We start from the raw sequence: 21,031 nt of genomic DNA, 5'->3' as shown, positions 1-21,031 counted from the left end.
CATGGATATCAAACGCACCGTCCTATGGGTCATCTTCTTCGTGTCAGTTGTCTTGCTGTTCGACAACTGGCAACGGGACCATGGGCGCCCGTCGATGTTCTTCCCGAGCGCGACGCAGCCGGCCAAGACCGCCGCCAACCCCGCACCCGGATCGGCGACGCCGGGCACACAGCCCTCCGAACTGCCGAACGCACCGGCCGGCGCCGCGCCTGGCACGACGACGCCGCCCGCCACTGCCCAGGCGCAGGTCGTCAAGTTCTCGACGGACGTGTATTCGGGTGAAATCGACACGCGCGGCGGCACGCTCTCGAAGCTCGCGTTGATGAAGGAAGGCGACGGCAAGCAGCCGAACCTCTACATCACCCTGTTCGATCACACCGCGAACCACACCTATCTGGCGCGCACCGGCCTGCTCGGCGGCGACTTCCCGAACCACAACGACGTCTTCACGCCGATTCCCGGCCAGACCTCGCTGACCGGTGACGAGAAGACGTTGAAGATCGCGTTCGAATCGCCGGTAAAGGGCGGCGTGAAGGTCATCAAGACCTACACGTTCACGCGCGGCAGCTATGTGATCAACGTCGATACGAAGATCGAGAACGTCGGCACGGCGCCGGTTTCGCCTTCGGTGTACATGGAGCTCGTGCGCGACAACACGCCGGTGGAAACGCCGCGCTTCTCGCACACGTTCATCGGGCCGGCGGTCTATACGGATCAGAAGCACTTCCAGAAGATCGACTTCAGCGACATCGACAAGAAGAAGCAGGACTACGTCAACTCCGCCGACAACGGCTGGATTGCGATGGTCCAGCATTACTTCGCGTCCGCGTTCATTCCGCAACAGGGCGTGAAGCGCGACATCTACGTGGAGAAGATCGATCCGGATCTGTACCGCGTCGGCGTCAAGCTGCCCGTGCAGACGATCGCGCCGGGACAGAGCGTCAACGTCGATGCCCGTCTCTTCGCCGGACCGGAAGAAGAGCGCATGCTCGAAGGCATCGCACCGGGTCTCGAGCTGGTGAAGGACTACGGCATGGTGACGATCATCGCCAAGCCGCTGTTCTGGCTGCTGGAGAAGATCCACAGCTACGTCGGCAACTGGGGCTGGGCGATCGTGCTGCTCACGTTGCTCATCAAGGCGGTGTTCTTCCCGCTGTCGGCGGCGAGCTACAAGTCGATGGCGCGCATGAAGGAAATCACGCCGCGCATGCAGCAGATCCGCGAGCGCTTCAAGGGCGATCCGCAGAAGATGAACGCGCAGCTGATGGAGCTGTACAAGACCGAGAAGGTGAATCCGTTCGGCGGCTGTCTGCCGGTCGTGATCCAGATTCCGGTGTTCATCTCGCTGTACTGGGTGCTGCTGTCGTCGGTGGAAATGCGCGGCGCGCCGTGGATTCTGTGGATTCACGATCTGTCGCAGCAAGACCCGTACTTCATCCTGCCGGTGCTGATGGCCGTCTCGATGTTCGTGCAGACCAAGCTGAACCCGACGCCGCCGGATCCCGTGCAGGCCAAGATGATGATGTTCATGCCGATCGCCTTCTCGGTCATGTTCTTCTTCTTCCCCGCCGGCCTGGTGCTGTACTACGTGGTGAACAACGTGTTGTCCATCGCCCAGCAGTACTACATCACGCGCATGATGGGCAAGAACCGCAAGAAAGCGGCGTAAGCGCGCGGTTGTGATTTGCATGTGAGAACGCCCGGCTCTGGCCGGGCGATTTCGTTTGGGCGACTACTCTTTGGCGATGACTCAGCGTGAGCGCTTGCGCTCTGCCGAAGTGTCACGAGGATGACTCACCGTTTCACCGCCCCATAGAACTGCTCGATGAGCTCCTCAAGCAAATACCGATGGTGCGGCGACAGCGATTCGATCTTGGTCGCCAACTCGAGCGTCTCGCCCGACGCCGGATATTTGTCGTCACGAGCCAGAGGTTTGGGCGGCCCCTTCGGACTGCCGCTCGGCGGCGGGCCATAGTGCAGCCAATGCTGATCGACCTTGAACCATTCGGAGAGCGTCTTCAGCTTGTCGGCGGTTGGGATCGACCGCGCGGTCAGCCATTTGTGCGCCGTCTGGGGCGAAACCGATTCGCCCCGATAGCGCAGATTGAAATGCAATGCGAGATCGGTCGCGCCGCGCATCTTTTCAGGTGCGCGGGTCATCGAGAATTTCAGCCGCTCAGAAAAATCGGCCTTTTCTTGTGGTGTAGGCATGACCGAATTGTGCGAAATATCCGCTGACAACAAGTCAACCGGTTGCGCTAGATATGGCTTGTTTCGTCCGCATTTATCTTGCTTACGTTGATTGAATCGTTGCTTATCAACAGCATCATTTCCTCAACAATGTCCTTCATTGTTGACTTATACGCCGATTCTCTTGCCAGCGCGGGCAAGCCGAGCGTTAAAGTCGAGTATCTCAAATAAGATAACGCAAGAATCGTCCTAATAGCACGGCAGGTCGATTGGATTTGTCGCCGCGATACAATGCGCGCACCCTTCATCCCTCCGTTTTGACTGCCTTCATGTTGAGCAACGACACCGATCCGATCGTCGCAATCGCCACCGCACCCGGACGTGGCGGCATTGGCGTCGTGCGGGTGTCGTTCGGGCGAGCGGGGGCATCGGCGGCGCAGCAGGCCATGCTCGCGCTATGCGGCGAGACGCTGTCGCCTCGGCATGCGAGTTACGTGCCGTTCATGGATGCGGGGGGCGAAGCGCTCGATCGCGGCATCGCGCTTTACTTCCCCGCGCCGCACTCGTACACCGGCGAGCATGTGCTTGAATTGCAGGGGCACGGCGGACCGATCGTGCTGCAACTCGTGCTGCAGCGCGCGATTGAAGTGGGCCGGGCGTTCGGCCTGCGGCTGGCCGAGCCGGGCGAATTCACCCGGCGCGCGTTTCTGAACGACAAGCTCGATCTCGCCCAGGCCGAAGCCGTCGCGGATCTGATCGAAGCCAGTACCGAGGCCGCTGCGCGTTCAGCCGGGCGATCGCTGGACGGTGTGTTCTCACGTGAGATTCATGCGCTCGTCGAGGACGTGATCAATCTGCGGATGCTGGTGGAAGCGACGCTCGACTTTCCCGAGGAGGAAATCGATTTTCTCGAAGCCGCCGATGCGCGCGGCAAGCTTGCGCGTATCCGGCAACAACTCGAGACCGTACTCGCCGACGCGCGCCAAGGTGCGTTGTTGCGCGAAGGTCTCTCGGTGGTGCTCGCGGGACAGCCGAATGTGGGCAAATCGTCGCTGCTGAACGCGTTGGCGGGGGCTGAACTCGCCATCGTCACGCCGATCGCCGGAACCACGCGCGACAAAGTGGCGCAGACGATTCAGGTCGAGGGCATTCCGCTGCATATCATCGACACGGCGGGCTTGCGCGAAACTCAGGACGAGGTGGAGCGGATTGGCATTGAGCGGACGTGGGGCGAGATCGAGCGTGCCGACGTGGTGCTGCATCTGCTCGACGCACGCGAGGGTTTGAGCGTCGAGGACCGCGACATCGCCGCCCGCTTTCCGCAAGGCGTGCCGGTCGTCCGGATCATGAACAAGACCGATCTGGCCGGCATGCCCGCCGCTGCGCATGATGGCGAAGGCCACATTCGCGTCGTGCAGCTCTCAGCGAAGAATGGGGATGGTATCGCGCTGCTGCGTGGCGAACTGCTCAAGATCGCCGGCTGGCAGGCGGGTGCCGAGAGTGTCTATCTGGCACGCGAACGGCATCTGATTGCGTTGCGTGACGCTCGCGAACATCTAGCGCTGGCTGCGGGACATGCCGATCAGCGATCGCAAGTGCTCGATTTGTTTGCCGAAGAGCTACGGCTTGGGCAGGAGAAACTCAACGCGATTACCGGAGAGTTCAGCTCCGATGATCTGCTTGGCGTGATCTTCAGCCGCTTCTGCATCGGCAAATAAGCTCATAGCCCGTGCGGCTTCCCAACGCCGCGCAGTTCGCTGCTGAGGTTCTCAACCTCTTCCGGACGCCCGTGAAACGCGGCGGGCGTGTTCTGGAACATTTCGATCCGATAACCGCCATCGCACAGCGAAAGCAGCATTGTCTGGATGGCGTTCAGCTTTGGATCGAGTGCGGTCGCACCGCGCGGCCACATACCCGCGATCGCGCGCACGAGCAGCGTGTGCCCATTCGCCATGCGCCGCACCTCGCGCACGTTCGCGACGAAGAGCGGCGTTGGATGTTGCTCGAAGATGGGCCGCAGATGAGCTTCGATGCAAGTGCGGCCATCGACCGGACTGCCGTCGAACCCGACAAGGCTGCCGCGTTCGGTAAAGCGCGCCGCCAGCGCGCGGGCGTCCTGGCGGTTCCAGTCTTCCAGCAGCCCGAAGTAGACGCGCCGCGCGCTGGTCGTCCAGTCTTCAGCCTCGCTCATGCCGCCTTCTTCCATGCTGCGGCAAAAATGCCCGCTCCCATCAGGAGCGCCCCGCCGGTGCGATTCACGGCTCGCTGGACGGATGGCTTGCGAATCGCCTTGCGCGCGCCAGAAGCAAGCAGCGCGTAGGCGAACGCATTGGCCGCCGCCAGACCGACGAAGGTGGCTTCCAGAATCGCAATCTGCGACACGCTGGCTGTATGGGGATCCACAAATTGCGGCACGAACGCGACGAAGAAAATGATGCTCTTCGGGTTGAGTGTCGTGACAGCATAGGCGTGCGCGATGATGCGGCTCATGCGCACCTCGCCTGTGGGTTGAGGGGCGTCGGTATCGACGACTGGCGCCCGCCACAGTTTTACGCCCAGATAGACGAGATAGGCTGCGCCGATCCATTTGACGAGCATGAACAGTTCGGCCGAGGCCGCCAGCAGCACGCCGAGTCCGAGCATCGACGCGGTCATTGCAGTGAGATCGCCAAGTGCAACGCCCAGCGTGGTGGCCAAAGCGAACTTGCGCCCATGGCCGAGCGCGTATGAGACGACCAGCAACACGGTGGGCCCGGGGATGGCGACGAGAATCGCGGAGGCGATCGCAAACGGCAACCATTGTGCAAGGGTCATTGTTTTCTCCTGAAGTCGAAGCGTCGATTTATCCATGAACGCACGGATGTGGCAATAGGCCGCTTGGCCAGCTTGACGGCTCGATGCCGTTGCGCGGGGCTACCGACGCGCCGATGAACGCAAAATCGTGCGGTGCAATATGCATTGTCTTGGGAGATTTTCAGCGACGGAATGACGCAGTTCGAAATCTTTCATTTCCGATTGGCCGCCTTTCAGGTTTTTTCGGTTAATCGCTGCCGTTAGCCGATCGGAATCGGCCACGCCGCGACATTCTGCCTTGTTGCGGACGCACACAACTTGTGCTTGCAACTTTTTCTCACTCCATTAGCATGACTTTTGCGGTCAACCGCTTTTAAATACGTAGCTAATTTCGAGTGATAAGTCGTTCGGAGGCTAAATATATGCAGAAACGCGCCACTGCTCTTTTTGCGATGGTCGGCCTGTTCGCCATTGTGTCCACCGCGCAAGCCCAGGACAGCGTTGTTCAGCCTCAGCAGACCTTCACCTTCCGGCCAAATTCGTATGGGTGCTTGTCGAAAGACAAGTTTGATTCGGCCGATCAACACCAGAAAGCCGGAGAGCATCAAAAGATGCAGCAGTATTTCGAAGGCTTCGAGTGTATTTCGACTCCAGTCGATTCTCACTTCCGTGTATTACGCGTTGTCGGTCATGACGTCGAGTTCGTCAATGCGGCGAACAGCGATACACAAGGTATGTGGACGACGGATCGTTTCATCGATCAATAATCTGGTTCGTATTTCAATTGCATTTAATTCGTACGGCGCGATTTTCTAATCGCGTCGGCGAACGCGCTTCGTCTTGATTCGGCTGCTGGCTTAAGTCTCCTTTTTTTCCCACGCGTCGGACTTTTTGGTGCGTGTGCGTCCTCACGTCTTCCCATTTCCCTCGGATTCCCCGCACAATACCGGTCGCGCGTGCTCGTGTGCGCCGCACCGACCGCTTTTGCTCACCTGATTCGCCGGCCAAGCAGCCGGCGCCCGACGCTGAATGGCTCTCAAATCCACCATCTATAAGGCAGAGCTTCAGATTGCCGACATGGATCGCCACTACTACGGCGATCATTCCCTGACCATCGCGCGTCATCCGTCCGAAACGGACGAACGCATGATGGTGCGCATTGCCGCATTTGCGCTCTTCGCGAGCGAACGATTGGAATTCTGCAAGGGCCTTTCCGACACCGATGAGCCCGATCTCTGGCAGAAGGATCTCACGGGGCAGATCGAGACGTGGATCGAGGTGGGTCAGCCGGACGAACGACGTATTGCCAAGGCGAGCGGCCGATCTGGGCGCGTGATCGTCATTGCTTATGCGGGCCGGACGGCGGACATATGGTGGCAGGGTGTGAAGGGCAAGATAGATCGTTTGCGCAATGTGACGGTCTGGTCGCTTGAGGAAGGCGTTGGCGACGCGCTCGGCAAGCTGGCCGAACGGACCATGCGCCTGCAATTGATGATGCAGGATGGGGAGGCTTCGCTGGGTAGCGAGACGGCTGATGCTGTTGACCTGAGGTGGAGTGTGCTTAAGGGGTGATCGGTTTGTCGGCTGACGCTTCAGGCGGTCCCTTGAGTTCGATCATGTTGCCCTCGGGGTCGAAGAGGTAAAGGGAAGGGCCGTAGCCCTCGGCGCCGTAGCGTCGCGCTTCTTCGCCCAAGTTCACGCCGTGTTTTTCGAGGTGAGCGCGGATTGCTTCGGCGTCGAAGGGCTCGACGCGTACGCATAGATGATCCATGTTGCGGCCTGCGCTTGGGTCGCCGCTGTCCGGTCGGTCGATTTTTGCACCTACGCTCAGGAGGTCGATCAGTGAACGGCCTGCGCGCATTTGGATCAGACCTAGGTCGCGCTGCTCCTTTTCGATCGGGCAGTTCAGCACGATGCGGTAGAAGTTCACCATGTTGTCGAGGTCAGCGCAGCGGATCACGACGTGATCGATTTCGCGGATGGTGAAGGGCATGGCGGGGCGCTCGCGGTGGGAGTTGCGAGGGAGTTTAGCGCGGGGGAGGTGGGAATGAGAAAGACCTGGCGGGTTAGGCCAGGTCTTTTTGGATTCGTGGTGGAGAGGATGAGGATCGAACTCACGACCTTCGCATTGCGAATACGAACAAGTCGAAATTTATCTGGATAGACTGGCATGCATCGACACCAACAAGTTATTGTATTTAAACAAATATCTTGAAATCAACCACTCGTTCACGTTGATCTAAATACCTTCACTACCGCATAATCCGGTTACACAGTGGTTACACGGGATTGCGGACTCACAAAGAGGAGGCTCGGTGGCGAAGGTCAATTTCACTGCGGCGCGGGTAGAAGCCCATCGCTGCGCCGAAGGTAAATCACAATCGTTTCTCTGGGACAGCAAGACCCCGGGGCTAGGCTTGCGTGCCACAGTTGGCGGCGCCAAAGCGTACATTTTCCAAGGGAAGATACATGGTTCGACGGTGCGAATCACGATCGGTGATCCGAAAAGTTGGACGATCGACGCGGCGCAGGAGCGAGCGCGTAGCCTCCAGACGCTCATCGACGGCGGCATAGATCCGCGAGAGCAAGAGGCTGAGCAGAAGGCAGCACACAAAGCTCGACAGGCAGCCAGGCGCCGTCAGGATGTGACCGTCGGCGAAGCATGGGAACAGTACATGGAGCATCTGCGAACGAAGATTTCACCCAAGACGAAGAAGCCGAGGTCGGAAAGATACATCACAGACCATATCAACCTCTCCGCGCCCGGTGGTGGCATCGCAAAACGTGGCGGCAAAGAAAAAGTGCGCGGCCCCTTGGCACCGCTCATGCCACGCAGGTTGTCCGAAATCACGGCAACGAGTATGGCCGACTGGCTTGAGGTTGAAATCGACCGAGGACCGACGAACGCGGCTCATGCGTTTGGCCTGTTTAAGGCATTCATCCGGTGGTGTGACACGCACGAGACGTATGCAGGCACTGTATCTCACGACGCGTACGCGTCGCCAAAGGTAAAGGGAATTCTGCCTCGTAGCGTCGCAAAAGACGACTGTCTGCAGCGCGAGCAGTTGTCTGTTTGGTTTAGTGCCGTACGTGGCATCGCGAACCCTGTCATCAGTGCATACCTGCAAGGCCTGCTGATCACAGGCGCTCGTCGGGAAGAGCTAGCAGCATTGCGCTGGGAAGATGTGGACTTCCGCTGGCGCAGCTTGACCATGAACGACAAAATTGAGGGTACCGGCGGCAGAACCATCCCGCTGTCTCCGTACTTGGCGAGCTTACTATTGAATCTGAAGCGACTAAACGAGATTCCTCCAAACAAGCGGCAAGCCGTGCGTCTCGCTAAAAATGGCGAGCAGTGGGCGCCGTCCCAGTGGGTATTTGCCAGTAAAACGGCATCCGACGGGAAGATTGCTGAACCACGGCATGCGCACAACCGCGCGTTAGCCCCCACAGGGCTACCGCACATCTCACTGCACGGCTTGCGCCGATCGTTCGGCACGTTGTCCGAATGGTGCGAAGTACCAGTGGGCGTCGTCGCGCAAATCCAAGGGCACAAGCCGTCGGCGATCGCCGAAAAGCACTATCGTCGCCGTCCCCTTGACCTATTGCGCATGTGGCACGACAAAATCGAGGCATGGATGCTGGAGCAGGCGCGGATAGAATTCCTTCTTGAGCAGAAGGCTGGATAAATTTCGGGCCATAGAACACGTCGAGACATGCAGATAGACCGTCCATCGTTCTTACTGCGAGTCTATCTCGCCCTACCCCGCCGGGATAACTCGCATAAAATCTCAAGACGATAGCTGAGAAGGATCAGCCGTCGATAAAGTCTGATCGTGCACGGCAAGCGGCGAACGGCGGGTTCGCATTTTCTTTGCATCTATCTAGATGGTAAGGCGAAGTAGCATAAATCGGCCGAATCCAGTCTGGAGAGACGTTTTACTCATATTCAATGGTCGAGAATGGACGGAAAAATTGAGTTTATTTCGTTAACCGATGCCGTAAACGCCATCGCGGATCGCGTTCCCGAACCCGAAAGCTGGAAAGGCATCATGCCAATGCTCATAGAAAACATTCCGAAAGACCTTAAACCGGGATCTCTCGAGGACTTCGAGCGCTGGGTTCATGCAAACAATATGCGCGACGTCGCGTCTCTCTTGATGCTTGCCTATCGCTGCTCGGAGGGCGCCAGTACGCTAGACGCGTGTATTTGCAATGCGTCGGCATGGAGCCCTAGATGGTTTGACATTCGCCCGACTGGAAGGCCAAGGCAAAACCCGGCCTTGCGCGACGAAGCGACCGATATTCTTCTGCATATGACAGGATATTTCCCCCGCTTTAGGGATGGCGTAAAAATCGGAAAATTTGATACCTGGCCTGCGAGTAAAATTGAATTTCACGAGGGGCAATATAAAAGTCACGAAACTTACCAAAGATCACGTGAAATTGGCTTTAGCCGCCCGGAAATTGTCAGATTTCTAGATGACAACGATATTCTGCACCAACTCGGTGCCCAGGCCATGGACTACTCTGCGGATACGGAATCAGTTGTCACACCTACGGCCAGCTCGAAGGCAATCGATGGTTCCCCCGCATCGAGCGAAGTCGAAAATCATCAGCCCAGAAAGTTAAGAGGTGAATTGGCCGCCCCTATCACAAAGGCATGGCGAAGACTTAACTTCATCGACGACTATCAAGCTGTATGGGTCGAGTTTATAAAAATAGTAATGCATGAATCGTCTGATTATCGGCATTTAAAATTGAGCTACGTGGCCGATGAAGAAAACGTTAAATGGATCAATAGCAACGGGGACGTCGAGTTTTTTGGTAAGGACACTATGCGCAAGCGGATCGATTCAAAAGCGCGAGGGAAGCGTTAAGCGCCCGCAAAAATGCCCGTAGGCGCCCGCATTTGCCCGGTAGCTGGAGCCCGCTGACTTCGATTCCTATGATTCGCTCAAGCTGATCCAAACTGATCCGAATTGATCGATCTGGACTGCCGCACGCACCGCAAATCCGTGTCCTGATTTGCGACAAAGCTTGGAGTGAAATGAAATGGGAAACGTGCCCTCTAACATCCGTTGCGCGCAGTCGCATGTCCCCACGGAAGAAGCGGCGACCATGTTGATGGTTCAGCCGCAAACGATGCGCAAGCAGTTTTCACAGAAAGGCGAATACTGCGGAATCCGCCCACGACGTCTGCCGAACCGCCGGCTCGCATGGCCGTTGGCGGAAATTCAAGCGCTGCTGAATGGAGGCGCATGATGACTGGGACCATCCGGAAATCGGGCACACGAGCCACGACTCCACCGCCGCCACATGTGCCGATCGAGCAAATCGACGCATTTCATCTGGAGTCGTGTCTGCGTCTTCACTCCACGAGAACGGGGCATTTGGCTATCCTCAGAAGCGATCTTAAAACCTGGCCCTCCGGCATGGGCATGAGTCGCCCCCGGTTCTGTCGCGCCTTGGAAGTGCTTCGTACGACAGGACGGCTGAGTATCGATACGAATGGGAAGGCGAGTCATATCCATCTGCACCCGCAACATACACCCTGGCAGCCGGACAGGTGGCGGCCCCCGTGCTTTTAACCTTGCTACCCATAAAGTACAACGCGGCATTAACGTCCGTAGTACGCGTACGCAGCGCGTCCCGGACGACATAGTTGTCCGGGACGTGCTGCCTGACACCGTCTGCTTCAGGGAAAAGTTAGCAATACAAGATACGTCGAAAAACACAAATTACAACCGAGCCCCTTATTTGACGGGCGAACTCGGGTTGCTGTCTCCAAATGACGGATGACGAGGCTTGCTATCGGACGCGAAGCGCTCAAGTCTCTCCTGCCGTTGGCAGGAGTTGTTTTGCCTGTGTTAGTGCGGTCATAAGTGTGTATATCCGCAAGATATTGATTTCCCGGTGTCTGTCGATCTTTTGATTGTCGGCATCCCGAGAGTCCTCACATTTGAATGGGTGGTGACTTATGGGTTTTATGTAATGAAAGAGTTTACAGATACTTACCAGGTTCATAACGATGAGTGGGCTGTTAAAAATTCATGATCTTTAGAAGGGCATGTCGCAGGTATCGGATATGGAAATTCTGATGCCTATCGATATCACAAAAATTAAATAGGTAAATGAAGATGTCTTATGAAGATGACGAATTCAGTAGAATCTACGAGTACACTGATGTAGTAAAAAACACAGAAGGAAAAGTCATTGATGGCGTCGATAATGTGGCTCTTCGCCACGACTATAGGTTACTGTGTCCATTGCTCGCTGAGATGGAAGCGTTGGCTCGTGAGCTTGAGTTTGCCAAAGACAGTTCAGGCTTCACGATTAAACGTGACAAGTACGGCAAGCTGGTGATACTGGAGAAAGCGCTGGGGAAGCGTTACTTCTATTCGTTGAAAGCTTTCTTCCATCAGGATGCTTTCAATGAGCGCTATATCTACAGTCTTCACGTGTTGGCTTTATGTGAAGCCTTTAAGGCGCTAGGCTTGCATCCGTCCACCTTTACCTTCGGCGACCCCGGTTCACTGGAGCATAAATCAGGTAAAGCACATGGCGAGGTGTTCAACGAGGTAATTGCCAAGCTTGGCGAGATCCTGGGTACATCGCGGTTTCGTGAGCGCTTGCGAGTTCGTGTGCGCGGTGCGAAGCGTAATCAGGAGAGGGCACTGACGATCGAGCAACAGGTGTTCGAGACGAAGTCCAGGCACCTTGTGCTAATGCTGCATTTTGGCTTCCAGGAGAAATACCGCCACAAAATCACGCTCGAGCAAATCCAGAAGCACCGCGAGAAATTCTTCAATAATCGTCGCACAAACCGCTTGTTGCGAGGCATCGTTGATTACATCTGGACGCTGGAGGAAGGGGATGAAACCGGCTTGCACCTGCACGTACTGATCTTCTACCGGGCTGACGATGTGCGTCGTGACGTGCTTATCGCCCGGCTGATCGGCGAGTACTGGGAGAACGTCGTGACCAAGGGCGAAGGGCAGTACTGGAACAGCAATGCCGACAAGTGGTTTCACGAGAAGTACGGGCACGGCGTTGGCACAGGCGAAATCAACTGGGATGATCATGACAAGCGTAAAGCATTGCGCAAGAACATTCAGTACATGACTAAGGCCGATCAGTTTCTGAAGATGAAATACGGCGAACAGTGTCACGTGTTCGGCACCAGCCAGGCCAAAGCGAAGAAAAAGGCTGGGCGCCCACGCAAGCAGGCGTCAGATGGAAAGACGGTAGATGCATCGCCGTCGGACAAGACGCTGGACGATTAAATCGGACCGTTTCCGGTGTCGCACCTAAATCATCGGTCAAACGCACGGTGCAGCCGCAAACGTCCTAGCGAATGGCGTCGATGTAGAGTAGGTCGCAGCGGACCTCAAGTCGTTTGACTTCGCCCATTTCAGGCATGAATGCTTCCTGTAGTGGAGCGGGCACAGGAATGAAGATCTGGTTCTTCATTACGATGGTGCAGGTCTCGAACGAGCCGCCTCCGGGGGAGGATGCCACGGGCTCACTCATCTGGACATCGTAATAGAGGCCAACTTCGCCAGAGTGATGCTCGAAGATAAATAGCGCCTTTTGTCCGCCCCATACCACGGAAGTGCGGTGTGGTTGCAGGAAGAACTCGCCTCTTTCCTCCCGGATGCGCTTACTGAGCGCGAGGAAGCACCGATACCCCTTGAGGGGGGGATCCGCTTCCTCAATGGTTAGTAGCTTTCTGTCAGTTGAGATGTCAGTGCGCTGGATGGGAGGCATCGCGCCAAAATCGGGGGCGGCGCCAGCAGTGCTATTAACGAACTGCTCTCCTTCGGTCACATCGGGAACGACGTCGCGGACCCGTCCCGTAGTGGCGGGATCGAGCACCTGATAGCTGCGCCGAACGGCTGCTGACTTGACGGATGCTTGTTCCAGAGTGATCTTGCCTTCGAGATAGTCTGTCCAGAGCAAAGTCAGATTCTCAAGATCACCGCGTTCATATTCGAACACGTCACGGGTACGCTGGAGGGTTTTCAGGAAGGCCTCCGTCCCTTGCCGCGTGGCGCTGGGGACGTGCTGGCTCACTCTCGGGAAAATCACATTGCGCACGAAGTCCTTCGCGAGATGACCGAATGCGCCGTATTCCTTCTCGTAGATCTGCAGCATGACCCTGACGTTGGACGCATCAGGATCCAGCACGATAGAAACGGGAGTTTGCGCGCTAACCAGTATCGGCAGCCCATGAGAGATCGTGCCAAAGTCGATGTTGGCGGAGAGAAAATAGTCCGAGTTCAATATTTCCGCCAGGCGGAATACAAGGGCTAATTGCGCCGTCGTCAGCTCGGCTTTCTGTAGGCGCTGGAGGACCTTCGGTTCGTCAGCAAGCAATTCGGCACGGCTGTATTGCAACAGGTAATTTTGTTCGCACTGACGGCGCTGAGCGTTACGTGCGAGCTGAACCAGTGGCCGTTCGCTTGATGCATATTTCAGTGTAGCAGGGTCGCTTCCCGCGTAGACGAGTAATGGGTTTGACTTGCTCGCCCCGGCCAGCTCGCTCAAGGTCGCTGAATCGCCCGGCTCAATGCGTGCGCGGAGCTGACCACAAAGGTCCCAGCGCTGGTGACTAGCTGTCCAATTGATGAATGCCTGGCTGTTATTGGCCTCGGGGCGATTTGCGAGGTGTTCGGAAATCAATGCGTCAACCGGTGCCGCAAAAAGGTTTAGAAACGCCAGGCTTTCCGTTGTGAGCGCTTCTCGTCCAGCGGTTGGCTTTAAAATCAGAAAATCGGCGACACCGCCGAGCTGGTAAGTTGAGGGAATTGACGCTATCGCCAATCCGAAGCGGCTACGGAAGGTCCGGAGCGCATTTACGCCTTGTCGCAGTACCATCTGCCCGGCAATGGGCTCGCCATTCAACTCGATATCGGAAAGCTCTACGCGAACCTCGCCGGTGCCGGCGCCCGTCAGCACTACATCAGCTGTAATGTGCGGTCCAAGCACAACGCGCGCACCGTCCCATCGCCAACTCACCGCTAGCTCGGCGACGGCCTGGGCGAGTGGAGTCTGACTGACGATAGTGCCATTCACGCGGACGGGGAGTTCTACGAAGCGCACAAACTCCGCGATATAGGCCACGGCCTGCGTCACGTCAATAGAACTACCGGCGGGCATCGTCGCCATGACAACAGTCCCAGGTTCGTCGGTAACTGGTTGGTCGGCGAATTCGATACAATCATCCGTAACGGAAAGCGTTGCGCGTTCGGCTATACAGCGGGTCCGTTCGGGAGTGTTCGCGCTTTCACTTACCACTTCGAGCCTATCGGCAATGCCGAAGTTGGCCATTGCGCCAATACCGAAGGTGCCCACTACGCCAGCTGCACGAGCATCGTCGGTATTCTTTGAGCTCGAGCCTGCCCGCCAGAAATGATCTCGAAGTTCCTGACGCGACATGCCGATACCATTGTCCGACACGATGATTCGAGTGGGCTCAATTACAACATCGATAGCAGGTTCAAAAACTTGGCCGGCATGTCGACGCAGCATAATCGCATCGAAAGCATTTTGTACATTCTCCCTCAGCAAGGCGAATGGCGAGGGATAAATTTGAGATGCGAGCAGCTCGATCATCCGGCTGATGTCGATACTGAACGGAATGGCTTCCTTTGATCCGTTTGTCACGATTTGATCCGCTTCGTCAGTTTAATCTTGGTTTGCAGCTCGGTCTTGATCGGCGCGGGCAAAGATAAGCGCACGGCGTGTTGTGAAATCACTAACTCTGCTTTCGCATCATTACCGCTAGCGATGTAGGCATCTACTAATTGCACCAATTCGGTGATTGTCTGCGGCTCGCCCATGACCTCGATGAGCTTTTGCGGATCACTATGTGCAGCAGCAGCCTCTATTACCAATCGTCGGCCAAATGTATCATCGGTAACGTCGATTTTGGACAGCAAACTCAAGGCCTCAACTGGGTCGTTCCGCCCGTGGAGTGCATCCTCCGCCTTCCGCAAGATGGCGATGCGCTCTTCGTCGGCAGGATTCTCGGACCGGCCAGCTGCATCCAGCGGCGTTGTCCATTCTAGATCTACGTAGCTGCGCCCCTCGAAGTCACGCAGTATTGCGCGAGAAAATAGATTGGCAACGCGCATCTCACGGACATGGACTCGTGCGCCGGAGTAGTCCTCTTGGATCTCGATGATGCTGTAGCCGCGCAGGGCTCCCATTGGTAGCTCGCGTCGGCCGGCACATAGCGAACCTGCGCTGGCTACCACCATCGTTTCCTGGTCCAGCAGGCGGGCATGTTGCGGCGTAACCTGTACACGGTGCTGGTGGCCATAGAGGCCAAGTCGAAACCCACGGCCGATCATGCCGCGCACGATCTCGAGATCCATGTAATCGGCGCGCTGTGGAGGTCCTTCGATATCGTGATGCCAGACCGCAACACGCAGCCTCCAGGGCCCGAGATCCTTGAGGTCGAGATGCGCCCGGGCAACCGCCTCGCGCGGTATCTCGCCGTGAAAAGCAAAGCAGTCGTTGGAAACACAAGAGTTAAAAGCAGCGACCGCAATGCGCCCGTTGTCTAGGCTGTAGAGATTCGCATCCGACCATGGGGCCACCCGCAACATCCCGTCAAAGCCAGCGTAGAAGCGTTCGAAGAATGCCCAGAAGGCGGCCAATCGCGTGTTATATAGATCTTGATTTTTAATTCTGTACAGGTGACGCGTCTTCCAATCCCATCGATAGGGAGAGTCCGGCTCAAACAGCGCGATTGGAAGATTTGACGGCAGTTCGCTTTCGCCAACAGGCTCCATTGAGCTAAATGCGGCATTCCAGTCGATGTCGTGGTTTCCGGGCACTATGACGACTTTCGTGCGATCGCCATTGAGGAATCGATCGGCAAGGCTAACGAGAAAATCGTGTGCTACCTCGTATTGTGTTGAAAGCTCGCGCTCGAAATCAGGCTGGTTAAGCGTCACTCCTTGGATGACGTCGCCACTTACGACTATTGCGTCGGGTGGTTTGATGGGAGGGGTTTCTCGTTCGTAACGTTCGCGATCGCTGATAAGCGCCGAGAGCAGTTCCGCGTTGGAGATCGGATCGCTCTTCGCACGATGGAGGTCGGTGATATGCAGTATCGAATACATTGCGTGGAATGTAATGGGCCAAGCGATTCTACTGCAATCATGGCGACAAAACGCGGGCCTGTGTCCAATCGGGAACAGCAGATTAAAATAAGCGGCAGCTGGCAGCCTATTTTTAGATCACAGCAACGGCACTGACGTTACTCTCGCTGTCAAACGTCATCGCCAGCCGTATCTTGCCGTCGTCACGGCGAATCCGCCGGACGTTGTCATCAAGTCTGCGCATCAGGGATTCATAGCCATCCTGATGTTCCACCGCAAAATGCTGCAGATCCTCTGATAGGCCAACAAGTTCACGGCGCCGTTTGTCGAGTGTTTCCTGGCTGTTCCAGAGTGCACGCGAAAGCAACTGGTTCGATTTGTCGCGAAGCGACATTGTCAGCTCCGCAAATCCGGTCGCAAGCGCAGACAGTCCTTTAGGCCACGACTGTGGGACCGGACGCATGTTCAGTGGGTCGATATAGGCGCCACACAGCCGCAACAAGGCCATGACGCGCAACAGCAGATTACGTTTCTCAACGAGCCGATGAGCGGAATCTGCGAGCACCTTCAATGCCGAATACGTATTCTCGGTTCCTCCGAACGTGTCCTTGTCCACCTGAGACGCGACGTTTTGTCGAAGCTGATGCAGTTCGGAACTAAGCTGATCCACCCACTCCGAGACCTCCCGGGTAATCGCCTCGATCTGAACCTTCTTCTCGACGGGAATATCGCGAAGCGATTTCATGGCATTGATGTCCGCGCCCAGTTCCGACAGGTAATCGCAAGCGCCTACAAGCTTCGAGCGGTCCTTGTGGTCAAGATAGAGCCGCAACTCCGTCACTTCTTTCCTGATGTCGGCGAGACTGCGATTGATGTCGTCCAGGTGCGATTGCGCAACCGCGATGCTGATCAGCTGAAATGCACCGGCCGCGACCTGACGAACTTTTCCTCCTTCGAGGATGCGCCCGTGCCCAGCAAACGCCTTTGTATCCTTTTGCCTCGCTATTGCGCGAACCCCACCCTTAACGGCAGGTACGATCTCGAGCGATCCTTCTGCCAGCCCGCGCTGGATATGCGGATCGAACACCAGTTCGACCGTCTTGTTGGGCAGACTTACCGCCCCTTTGAAAACGTCCGCCGCCAACTGGCGGGCTCGCGCAAGCGCCACGCCCCCGCCGTCTGATAGTGACTGCGCCCCTTCCGGTATAGCAGGCAGAAGCCGGGTGTTAAAGACGACATTGCCGGTGCTGTCGAGGAACTGAAGGTCCGTGCTGGACAATGCATCGCCCGTTTCCGCCGGCGCCGAGCGAGCCTTAACGAGATCGGCGGGCCGGACGGTCGCATCTATGCGTTCTGCACTTGCGGTATTGGTACGGCGTGTCGCAAAAAAACGAAGTCCTGCCCCGCCACCGAGCAATGCAACGACGGCGGCCACTCCCCCGACAATAATCTCGTTCAAAATTTTCTCTCCCGATGTCCCGAAAGCCGTTCAGGCAAGGATCGCGTCTTCGCGAAGCACGAAGACTAAGCTAACAATGTTATCGGCTAAAGCTAGACGAACTTGAAGTGACACCGTGGAGCACTATCAGACCTTAGCGTGCGTCCAACGGTGCGGCAGCAACTGAGCGATTTCGTCCACTCCAACCTGCACGCGGGTCAGCGAAGGGGCAACGGCGCATTGCCAGAACCTGAGAGAGTCGCATTTTGCATCTGTGGCGCCACCAGACGCCCTGCAACAAGAGCAATATGCGGAGCCTGCTGAGAAATCAGTCTGGTAATTTTCCCTGCTGGCACGACGCTTCCCACTGCGCGACTTCTTCCTGCGGGCTGACGGTATGGACTTCCAGCACCATGCCGACCCGTTGCCATTTCTTCATGCAGTCCGCATAGGCCATTCCGGCTGTTGCATCTGACGCCGCCTGCTGTTCGGCCGCTGTCGGCACCAGCGTGCCGTCCCGATAGGTATCGTCGGTTACGAGATTGCCGCCGGCATCCCACTTCCTGTAAGCCCCGTTCATCCGGTCATTCTGCCACCCGATATGGGACGTCGGTTTTCCCGCAACGTTGTCAAACGTATCCTCAGCGCCGTCTTTCTGCCCGTGGACATAGTGAAGTTTGTGAAAGACGATGCCGTCAGGCGTTGATTCCACATAATCGCCGTCGAGCTTCCCCTCGTCATCGAACTGACTGTGGAAGGTCATCTTGCCGGTTCCGGCATCGAAGCGTGACTGATCGCCGACCGCTATCCCACGTTGCCAGTGCAGGTCGTACACGAGGTTCCGGGTGACAATGTTGTAGACCTTCTGCTCGCCGTCCGCGCGGCCCTGCTCGAAAGAGACCTCCGAGATCACATTGTTGTCGCTGGTCGGCGCGAAGACCTTGAAGTCGCCGTCAAGCGCGCCGCCTGTGAACGCCATTTCGTAACGGGTGAGACCGGAACCGGCCTCCTTGCACGTCGCCTTGCCGTCGAGGTAACCCTCTTTCACATCGACGTCGCAGAAGACCGTTGACGCACTACCATGAAAGTTCTGGTTGCCCAGCCCGACGAACTGCATGATCTGCGCAAGTCCGCTCTGTGAATTTCTGAGTTGCTGGTCCGGCAGACTGGTCAGATGACCGCTGAAAGGGCGGTTGTCGTCCCCAGCAAAAATCTTCCCGTTCGATATATGGGCGTTGCGGTAGTCCAGCGTCTTGCTGCCGCATGCCGCAAGTCCGAATATCGTGATGCCGGCGACGCCGGCCGATAGAAGTATGCGTCTGAGATCTTTCATAGTTCTGGTTGAGTTGAATTCGCGCCGACCAAGAGGGCGAACAAAAAAAAGATGCCGGGCGTTTCGGTCGTCGGTGCTCCTGAAAAAAGCGGGCGCAGCGGGGCACCAAATGTCGGCCATCAGCCGAATGCCCGATGGACAGAGGCGGCTTATGGGGTCTCGGGATGCACGGGGCGCGTCTGAAAAGACAACCACGCCCCGCGTCCAGGCTGCCGCTCAGGAACCGACCGAACTCCAGTAAGCAGTGGCTGCTGCATTCACCGCGTCGAGCAACGGTTGCGGCAACGCTGAGCCGAACTGCACCGACCTGTCCGTGTAGGTCGTCGGGAACAGCCAGCCCACCATCAGGCTGTTGTTCACAAGCGCTACCACGGTCGACGCGCCGTTGAGTACCGGTACTGTCTGCGGATCGACCTGTGCCTGTTGCTGCGACGCAGCCGCAGCCCGCAGCACGGCCATTTCGGCCGCATTGAATGTGACAACGATCACATTGCTGTTACGGCTATACGTCGTCCACGAGCCGATGTTAGGGTTCGTGACCGTCACAGGCGTCCCGGGTGCGTTCGGCTGGACCTGCTGCACAGTGCCGTTGGCCAATAACTGGAAGTACGATCCGCCGCCCGGCGCGAGCATCGTCAGACCCACCGCCTGCTGGACTGAGTTGTAGCTGGCCGCCGTCGGTGTCGAAACTTCGACGACCTGTGCGCCGTCCATGACGGCCGGTGCTCCCCCGCACGTCAGGCCGCTGGTCACTGCCGGCGCGTCGCATATGGGTTGCCACACCGGAATGACCACTCGATCTGCCGCATACGAGAGCAGACCGGCATACGCTTTCGTGCCTGCCGCAAACTTCGTCGATGTCATCGCCGATGAAGTCCAGAGCGGGAAAAGCGATTCGCCATTCGGAAAAACAGCCACAGACATGGGCTCACCACTCAGGTCCACGGTGCGATACTCATAGGTGAACGCGATGCCGGTAATGGGATCGGTGCCGGTGAGCGTGGGGCCGACGCCGGAGAGCGGCAGCGCGTTGTATTGCGAGAGTGGCACGTATGGCGAGAAGCCCGACGCGTCTGCCTTCAGTTCGTAAGCGCCGATCATCTGGTTGTATTTCCTGATGTCCGGCGTGGACCACGCGTTGTTGACGAACTCCTGCTGGGTGCTGGTGAGTACGTTGGCCGCGAGCTGATGGATCGTCTGGACCGGTGCCTGCTGGTTCGTGCCGTTTTTCGGTCCATTGACCCAGTCGTACAGATAGCCGTCGAGCGAAGACGTCGGACTGGCCAGCACCTGCGTTGCATCTGCGGGCAGATAAACGGGCTGACCGACCTGCGCCGTGACCTGGGCCTGCGTGGGCGTCGTGGTGTTGTTGATCACCATTGCCTGAAGCACCGAGCGCACGGTGCTCACCGATGTCGCGCCGTTCGTCCCGAACGAGGTGACCGTGTTCACGACGTTTGTCGCAAAGGTGGACGCGGTCGTGTCATTCGCTGCGATGTAATCGGTCGCCAGGTTCACCCGCTCGCCCAGCAGGTTCGACACCGCAGCCGTTGCTGCCGACTGGCTTATGCCGGACTGCATCATCGCGACCACCATCGTCGAGATCGGCGTAACGGGCGCCTGCCCGGTCTCGTCCGTGACAATGCCCGAGAGCGTGAACGACGCCGGAAACATGTAGCCGGGACGCGAAAGATCCTTTGTCGTCGGCGAAACGACGACCAGTAACTGTCTGCCAACGACGTTGCCGTTCGGCGTGAGCGAGTAGTTGCCGTTCGCATCGGTGGTGGTCGAAGGCTGCGTCGTATCGCACGCACCCTGACCGTTGTCGAAACAGACGGTCGCACCGGACAGATAGCCGTCGATGGCCTTGCCGGTGAGTTGCGCCTTGCTGTCTCCAGCCGGCGAAGCTGGGGCGCCTGCGTTTGCGCCACCACCGCCACCGCCGCCACCACACGCGGCAAGCGTTACTGCGAGCGACGCGCAAAGCGTCAATCTCACCAATCCTGCACTCTCGAAAGTCTTCAATTTCTTGTCCTCTTAGGTTTGTCAGCGACGAACGGGCCGACTACCGGCCTACCGGGCTGCTTCGGCGACCGGATTGCGTGGCTGTTTCGTTCAATGCCGGACAAGGCCGGCCATACGTGCCCGGGCGTCCCGCCTGCT

17 protein-coding genes are annotated in these 21,031 nt (G+C 57.4%); 8 read left to right on the top strand and 9 right to left on the bottom strand.

The annotated features are described in order from the left end of the window. Position 1: 1 nt before the first annotated feature. On the top strand, positions 2 to 1,669 hold the full coding sequence (gene yidC, locus QCE63_RS01530; protein ID WP_309829870.1) for a membrane protein insertase YidC: 1,668 nt from the start codon (positions 2 to 4) through the stop codon (positions 1,667 to 1,669). Between the two features lie 125 nt (positions 1,670 to 1,794). On the opposite strand, the gene QCE63_RS01525 is transcribed toward yidC, so the two are convergent. Beyond that, the gene (locus QCE63_RS01525) at positions 1,795 to 2,211 is read right to left on the bottom strand and encodes a transcriptional regulator (RefSeq protein ID WP_309829868.1); all 417 of its coding nucleotides are present in this window, start codon (positions 2,209 to 2,211) and stop codon (positions 1,795 to 1,797) included. 308 nt (positions 2,212 to 2,519) lie between these two features. On the opposite strand from QCE63_RS01525, the gene mnmE reads away from it, so the two are divergent. Then, positions 2,520 to 3,908 (top strand): tRNA uridine-5-carboxymethylaminomethyl(34) synthesis GTPase MnmE, encoded by a 1,389-nt coding sequence (gene mnmE, locus QCE63_RS01520; protein ID WP_309829867.1) that lies wholly within the window; start codon positions 2,520 to 2,522, stop codon positions 3,906 to 3,908. A 2-nt stretch (positions 3,909 to 3,910) separates the two neighbouring features. On the opposite strand, the gene QCE63_RS01515 is transcribed toward mnmE, so the two are convergent. Beyond that, positions 3,911 to 4,381, bottom strand: coding sequence for an SgcJ/EcaC family oxidoreductase (locus tag QCE63_RS01515; RefSeq protein ID WP_309829865.1), 471 nt, complete (start codon positions 4,379 to 4,381; stop codon positions 3,911 to 3,913). Beyond that, positions 4,378 to 5,004: a LysE family translocator gene (locus QCE63_RS01510; protein WP_309833636.1), complete on the bottom strand. Its 627-nt coding sequence runs from the start codon at positions 5,002 to 5,004 to the stop codon at positions 4,378 to 4,380. The genes QCE63_RS01515 and QCE63_RS01510 overlap by 4 nt, the downstream gene beginning before the upstream one ends. 401 nt (positions 5,005 to 5,405) lie before the next feature. Between QCE63_RS01510 and sap1 the strand changes: the two genes are divergently transcribed. Next, positions 5,406 to 5,750, top strand: coding sequence for a surface attachment protein Sap1 (gene sap1, locus QCE63_RS01505; RefSeq protein WP_309829863.1), 345 nt, complete (start codon positions 5,406 to 5,408; stop codon positions 5,748 to 5,750). Between the two features lie 262 nt (positions 5,751 to 6,012). Next, positions 6,013 to 6,555, top strand: a complete 543-nt coding sequence (locus tag QCE63_RS01500) for a YaeQ family protein (protein ID WP_309829860.1) — start codon at positions 6,013 to 6,015, stop codon at positions 6,553 to 6,555. On the opposite strand, the gene QCE63_RS01495 is transcribed toward QCE63_RS01500, so the two are convergent. Further along, the gene (locus QCE63_RS01495; RefSeq protein WP_309829859.1) at positions 6,545 to 6,976 is read right to left on the bottom strand and encodes a VOC family protein; all 432 of its coding nucleotides are present in this window, start codon (positions 6,974 to 6,976) and stop codon (positions 6,545 to 6,547) included. The two genes, QCE63_RS01500 and QCE63_RS01495, sit on opposite strands and share 11 nt — an antisense overlap. A 322-nt stretch (positions 6,977 to 7,298) precedes the next feature. Between QCE63_RS01495 and QCE63_RS01490 the strand changes: the two genes are divergently transcribed. The 4 genes from QCE63_RS01490 (at position 7,299) to QCE63_RS01475 (ending at position 12,269) form a co-directional block, all read left to right on the top strand. Further along, on the top strand, positions 7,299 to 8,672 hold the full coding sequence (locus tag QCE63_RS01490) for an integrase family protein (protein WP_309829857.1): 1,374 nt from the start codon (positions 7,299 to 7,301) through the stop codon (positions 8,670 to 8,672). Between the two features lie 273 nt (positions 8,673 to 8,945). Beyond that, positions 8,946 to 9,863, top strand: a complete 918-nt coding sequence (locus tag QCE63_RS01485) for a hypothetical protein (protein ID WP_309829855.1) — start codon at positions 8,946 to 8,948, stop codon at positions 9,861 to 9,863. A 175-nt stretch (positions 9,864 to 10,038) separates the two neighbouring features. Continuing rightward, on the top strand, positions 10,039 to 10,248 hold the full coding sequence (locus QCE63_RS01480) for a hypothetical protein (protein ID WP_309829853.1): 210 nt from the start codon (positions 10,039 to 10,041) through the stop codon (positions 10,246 to 10,248). A gap of 875 nt (positions 10,249 to 11,123) precedes the next feature. Then, entirely contained in the window at positions 11,124 to 12,269 is a 1,146-nt protein-coding gene (locus QCE63_RS01475) for an inovirus-type Gp2 protein (protein WP_309829851.1), read from the top strand. A 64-nt stretch (positions 12,270 to 12,333) separates the two neighbouring features. Here QCE63_RS01475 and QCE63_RS01470 read toward each other — a convergent pair whose 3' ends face one another. The 5 genes from QCE63_RS01470 to QCE63_RS01450 all read right to left on the bottom strand — a co-directional run bounded on the left by QCE63_RS01470 (position 12,334) and on the right by QCE63_RS01450 (position 20,866). After that, positions 12,334 to 14,652: an ATP-binding protein gene (locus tag QCE63_RS01470; protein WP_309829848.1), complete on the bottom strand. Its 2,319-nt coding sequence runs from the start codon at positions 14,650 to 14,652 to the stop codon at positions 12,334 to 12,336. Next, positions 14,649 to 16,118, bottom strand: a complete 1,470-nt coding sequence (locus QCE63_RS01465) for a metallophosphoesterase (RefSeq protein WP_309829846.1) — start codon at positions 16,116 to 16,118, stop codon at positions 14,649 to 14,651. Before QCE63_RS01465 ends, QCE63_RS01470 begins: the two co-directional genes overlap by 4 nt. A 112-nt stretch (positions 16,119 to 16,230) precedes the next feature. Beyond that, positions 16,231 to 17,556, bottom strand: a complete 1,326-nt coding sequence (locus QCE63_RS01460; RefSeq protein ID WP_309829844.1) for a hypothetical protein — start codon at positions 17,554 to 17,556, stop codon at positions 16,231 to 16,233. Between the two features lie 307 nt (positions 17,557 to 17,863). After that, the gene (locus QCE63_RS01455) at positions 17,864 to 18,868 is read right to left on the bottom strand and encodes a hypothetical protein (RefSeq protein ID WP_309829842.1); all 1,005 of its coding nucleotides are present in this window, start codon (positions 18,866 to 18,868) and stop codon (positions 17,864 to 17,866) included. 216 nt (positions 18,869 to 19,084) lie between these two features. Continuing rightward, positions 19,085 to 20,866, bottom strand: coding sequence for a hypothetical protein (locus tag QCE63_RS01450; RefSeq protein ID WP_309829840.1), 1,782 nt, complete (start codon positions 20,864 to 20,866; stop codon positions 19,085 to 19,087). Positions 20,867 to 21,031 lie beyond the last annotated feature (165 nt).

The sequence above is a fragment of the Caballeronia sp. LZ065 genome, assembly GCF_031450975.1.
GTDB lineage: Bacteria > Pseudomonadota > Gammaproteobacteria > Burkholderiales > Burkholderiaceae > Caballeronia.
The sequence above is the reverse complement of the archived record's forward strand: the minus strand, read 5'-3'. Positions and strand labels throughout refer to the sequence as shown.

Coding starts and splice junctions, on each gene's coding strand:
- yidC (WP_309829870.1), top strand. CDS start 2: ATGGATATCAAACGCACCGTCCTATGGGTCATCTTCTTCGTGTCAGTT.
- QCE63_RS01525 (WP_309829868.1), bottom strand. CDS start 2,211: ATGCCTACACCACAAGAAAAGGCCGATTTTTCTGAGCGGCTGAAATTC.
- mnmE (WP_309829867.1), top strand. CDS start 2,520: ATGTTGAGCAACGACACCGATCCGATCGTCGCAATCGCCACCGCACCC.
- QCE63_RS01515 (WP_309829865.1), bottom strand. CDS start 4,381: ATGAGCGAGGCTGAAGACTGGACGACCAGCGCGCGGCGCGTCTACTTC.
- QCE63_RS01510 (WP_309833636.1), bottom strand. CDS start 5,004: ATGACCCTTGCACAATGGTTGCCGTTTGCGATCGCCTCCGCGATTCTC.
- sap1 (WP_309829863.1), top strand. CDS start 5,406: ATGCAGAAACGCGCCACTGCTCTTTTTGCGATGGTCGGCCTGTTCGCC.
- QCE63_RS01500 (WP_309829860.1), top strand. CDS start 6,013: ATGGCTCTCAAATCCACCATCTATAAGGCAGAGCTTCAGATTGCCGAC.
- QCE63_RS01495 (WP_309829859.1), bottom strand. CDS start 6,976: ATGCCCTTCACCATCCGCGAAATCGATCACGTCGTGATCCGCTGCGCT.
- QCE63_RS01485 (WP_309829855.1), top strand. CDS start 8,946: ATGGACGGAAAAATTGAGTTTATTTCGTTAACCGATGCCGTAAACGCC.
- QCE63_RS01480 (WP_309829853.1), top strand. CDS start 10,039: ATGGGAAACGTGCCCTCTAACATCCGTTGCGCGCAGTCGCATGTCCCC.
- QCE63_RS01475 (WP_309829851.1), top strand. CDS start 11,124: ATGTCTTATGAAGATGACGAATTCAGTAGAATCTACGAGTACACTGAT.
- QCE63_RS01465 (WP_309829846.1), bottom strand. CDS start 16,118: ATGTATTCGATACTGCATATCACCGACCTCCATCGTGCGAAGAGCGAT.
- QCE63_RS01455 (WP_309829842.1), bottom strand. CDS start 18,868: ATGAAAGATCTCAGACGCATACTTCTATCGGCCGGCGTCGCCGGCATC.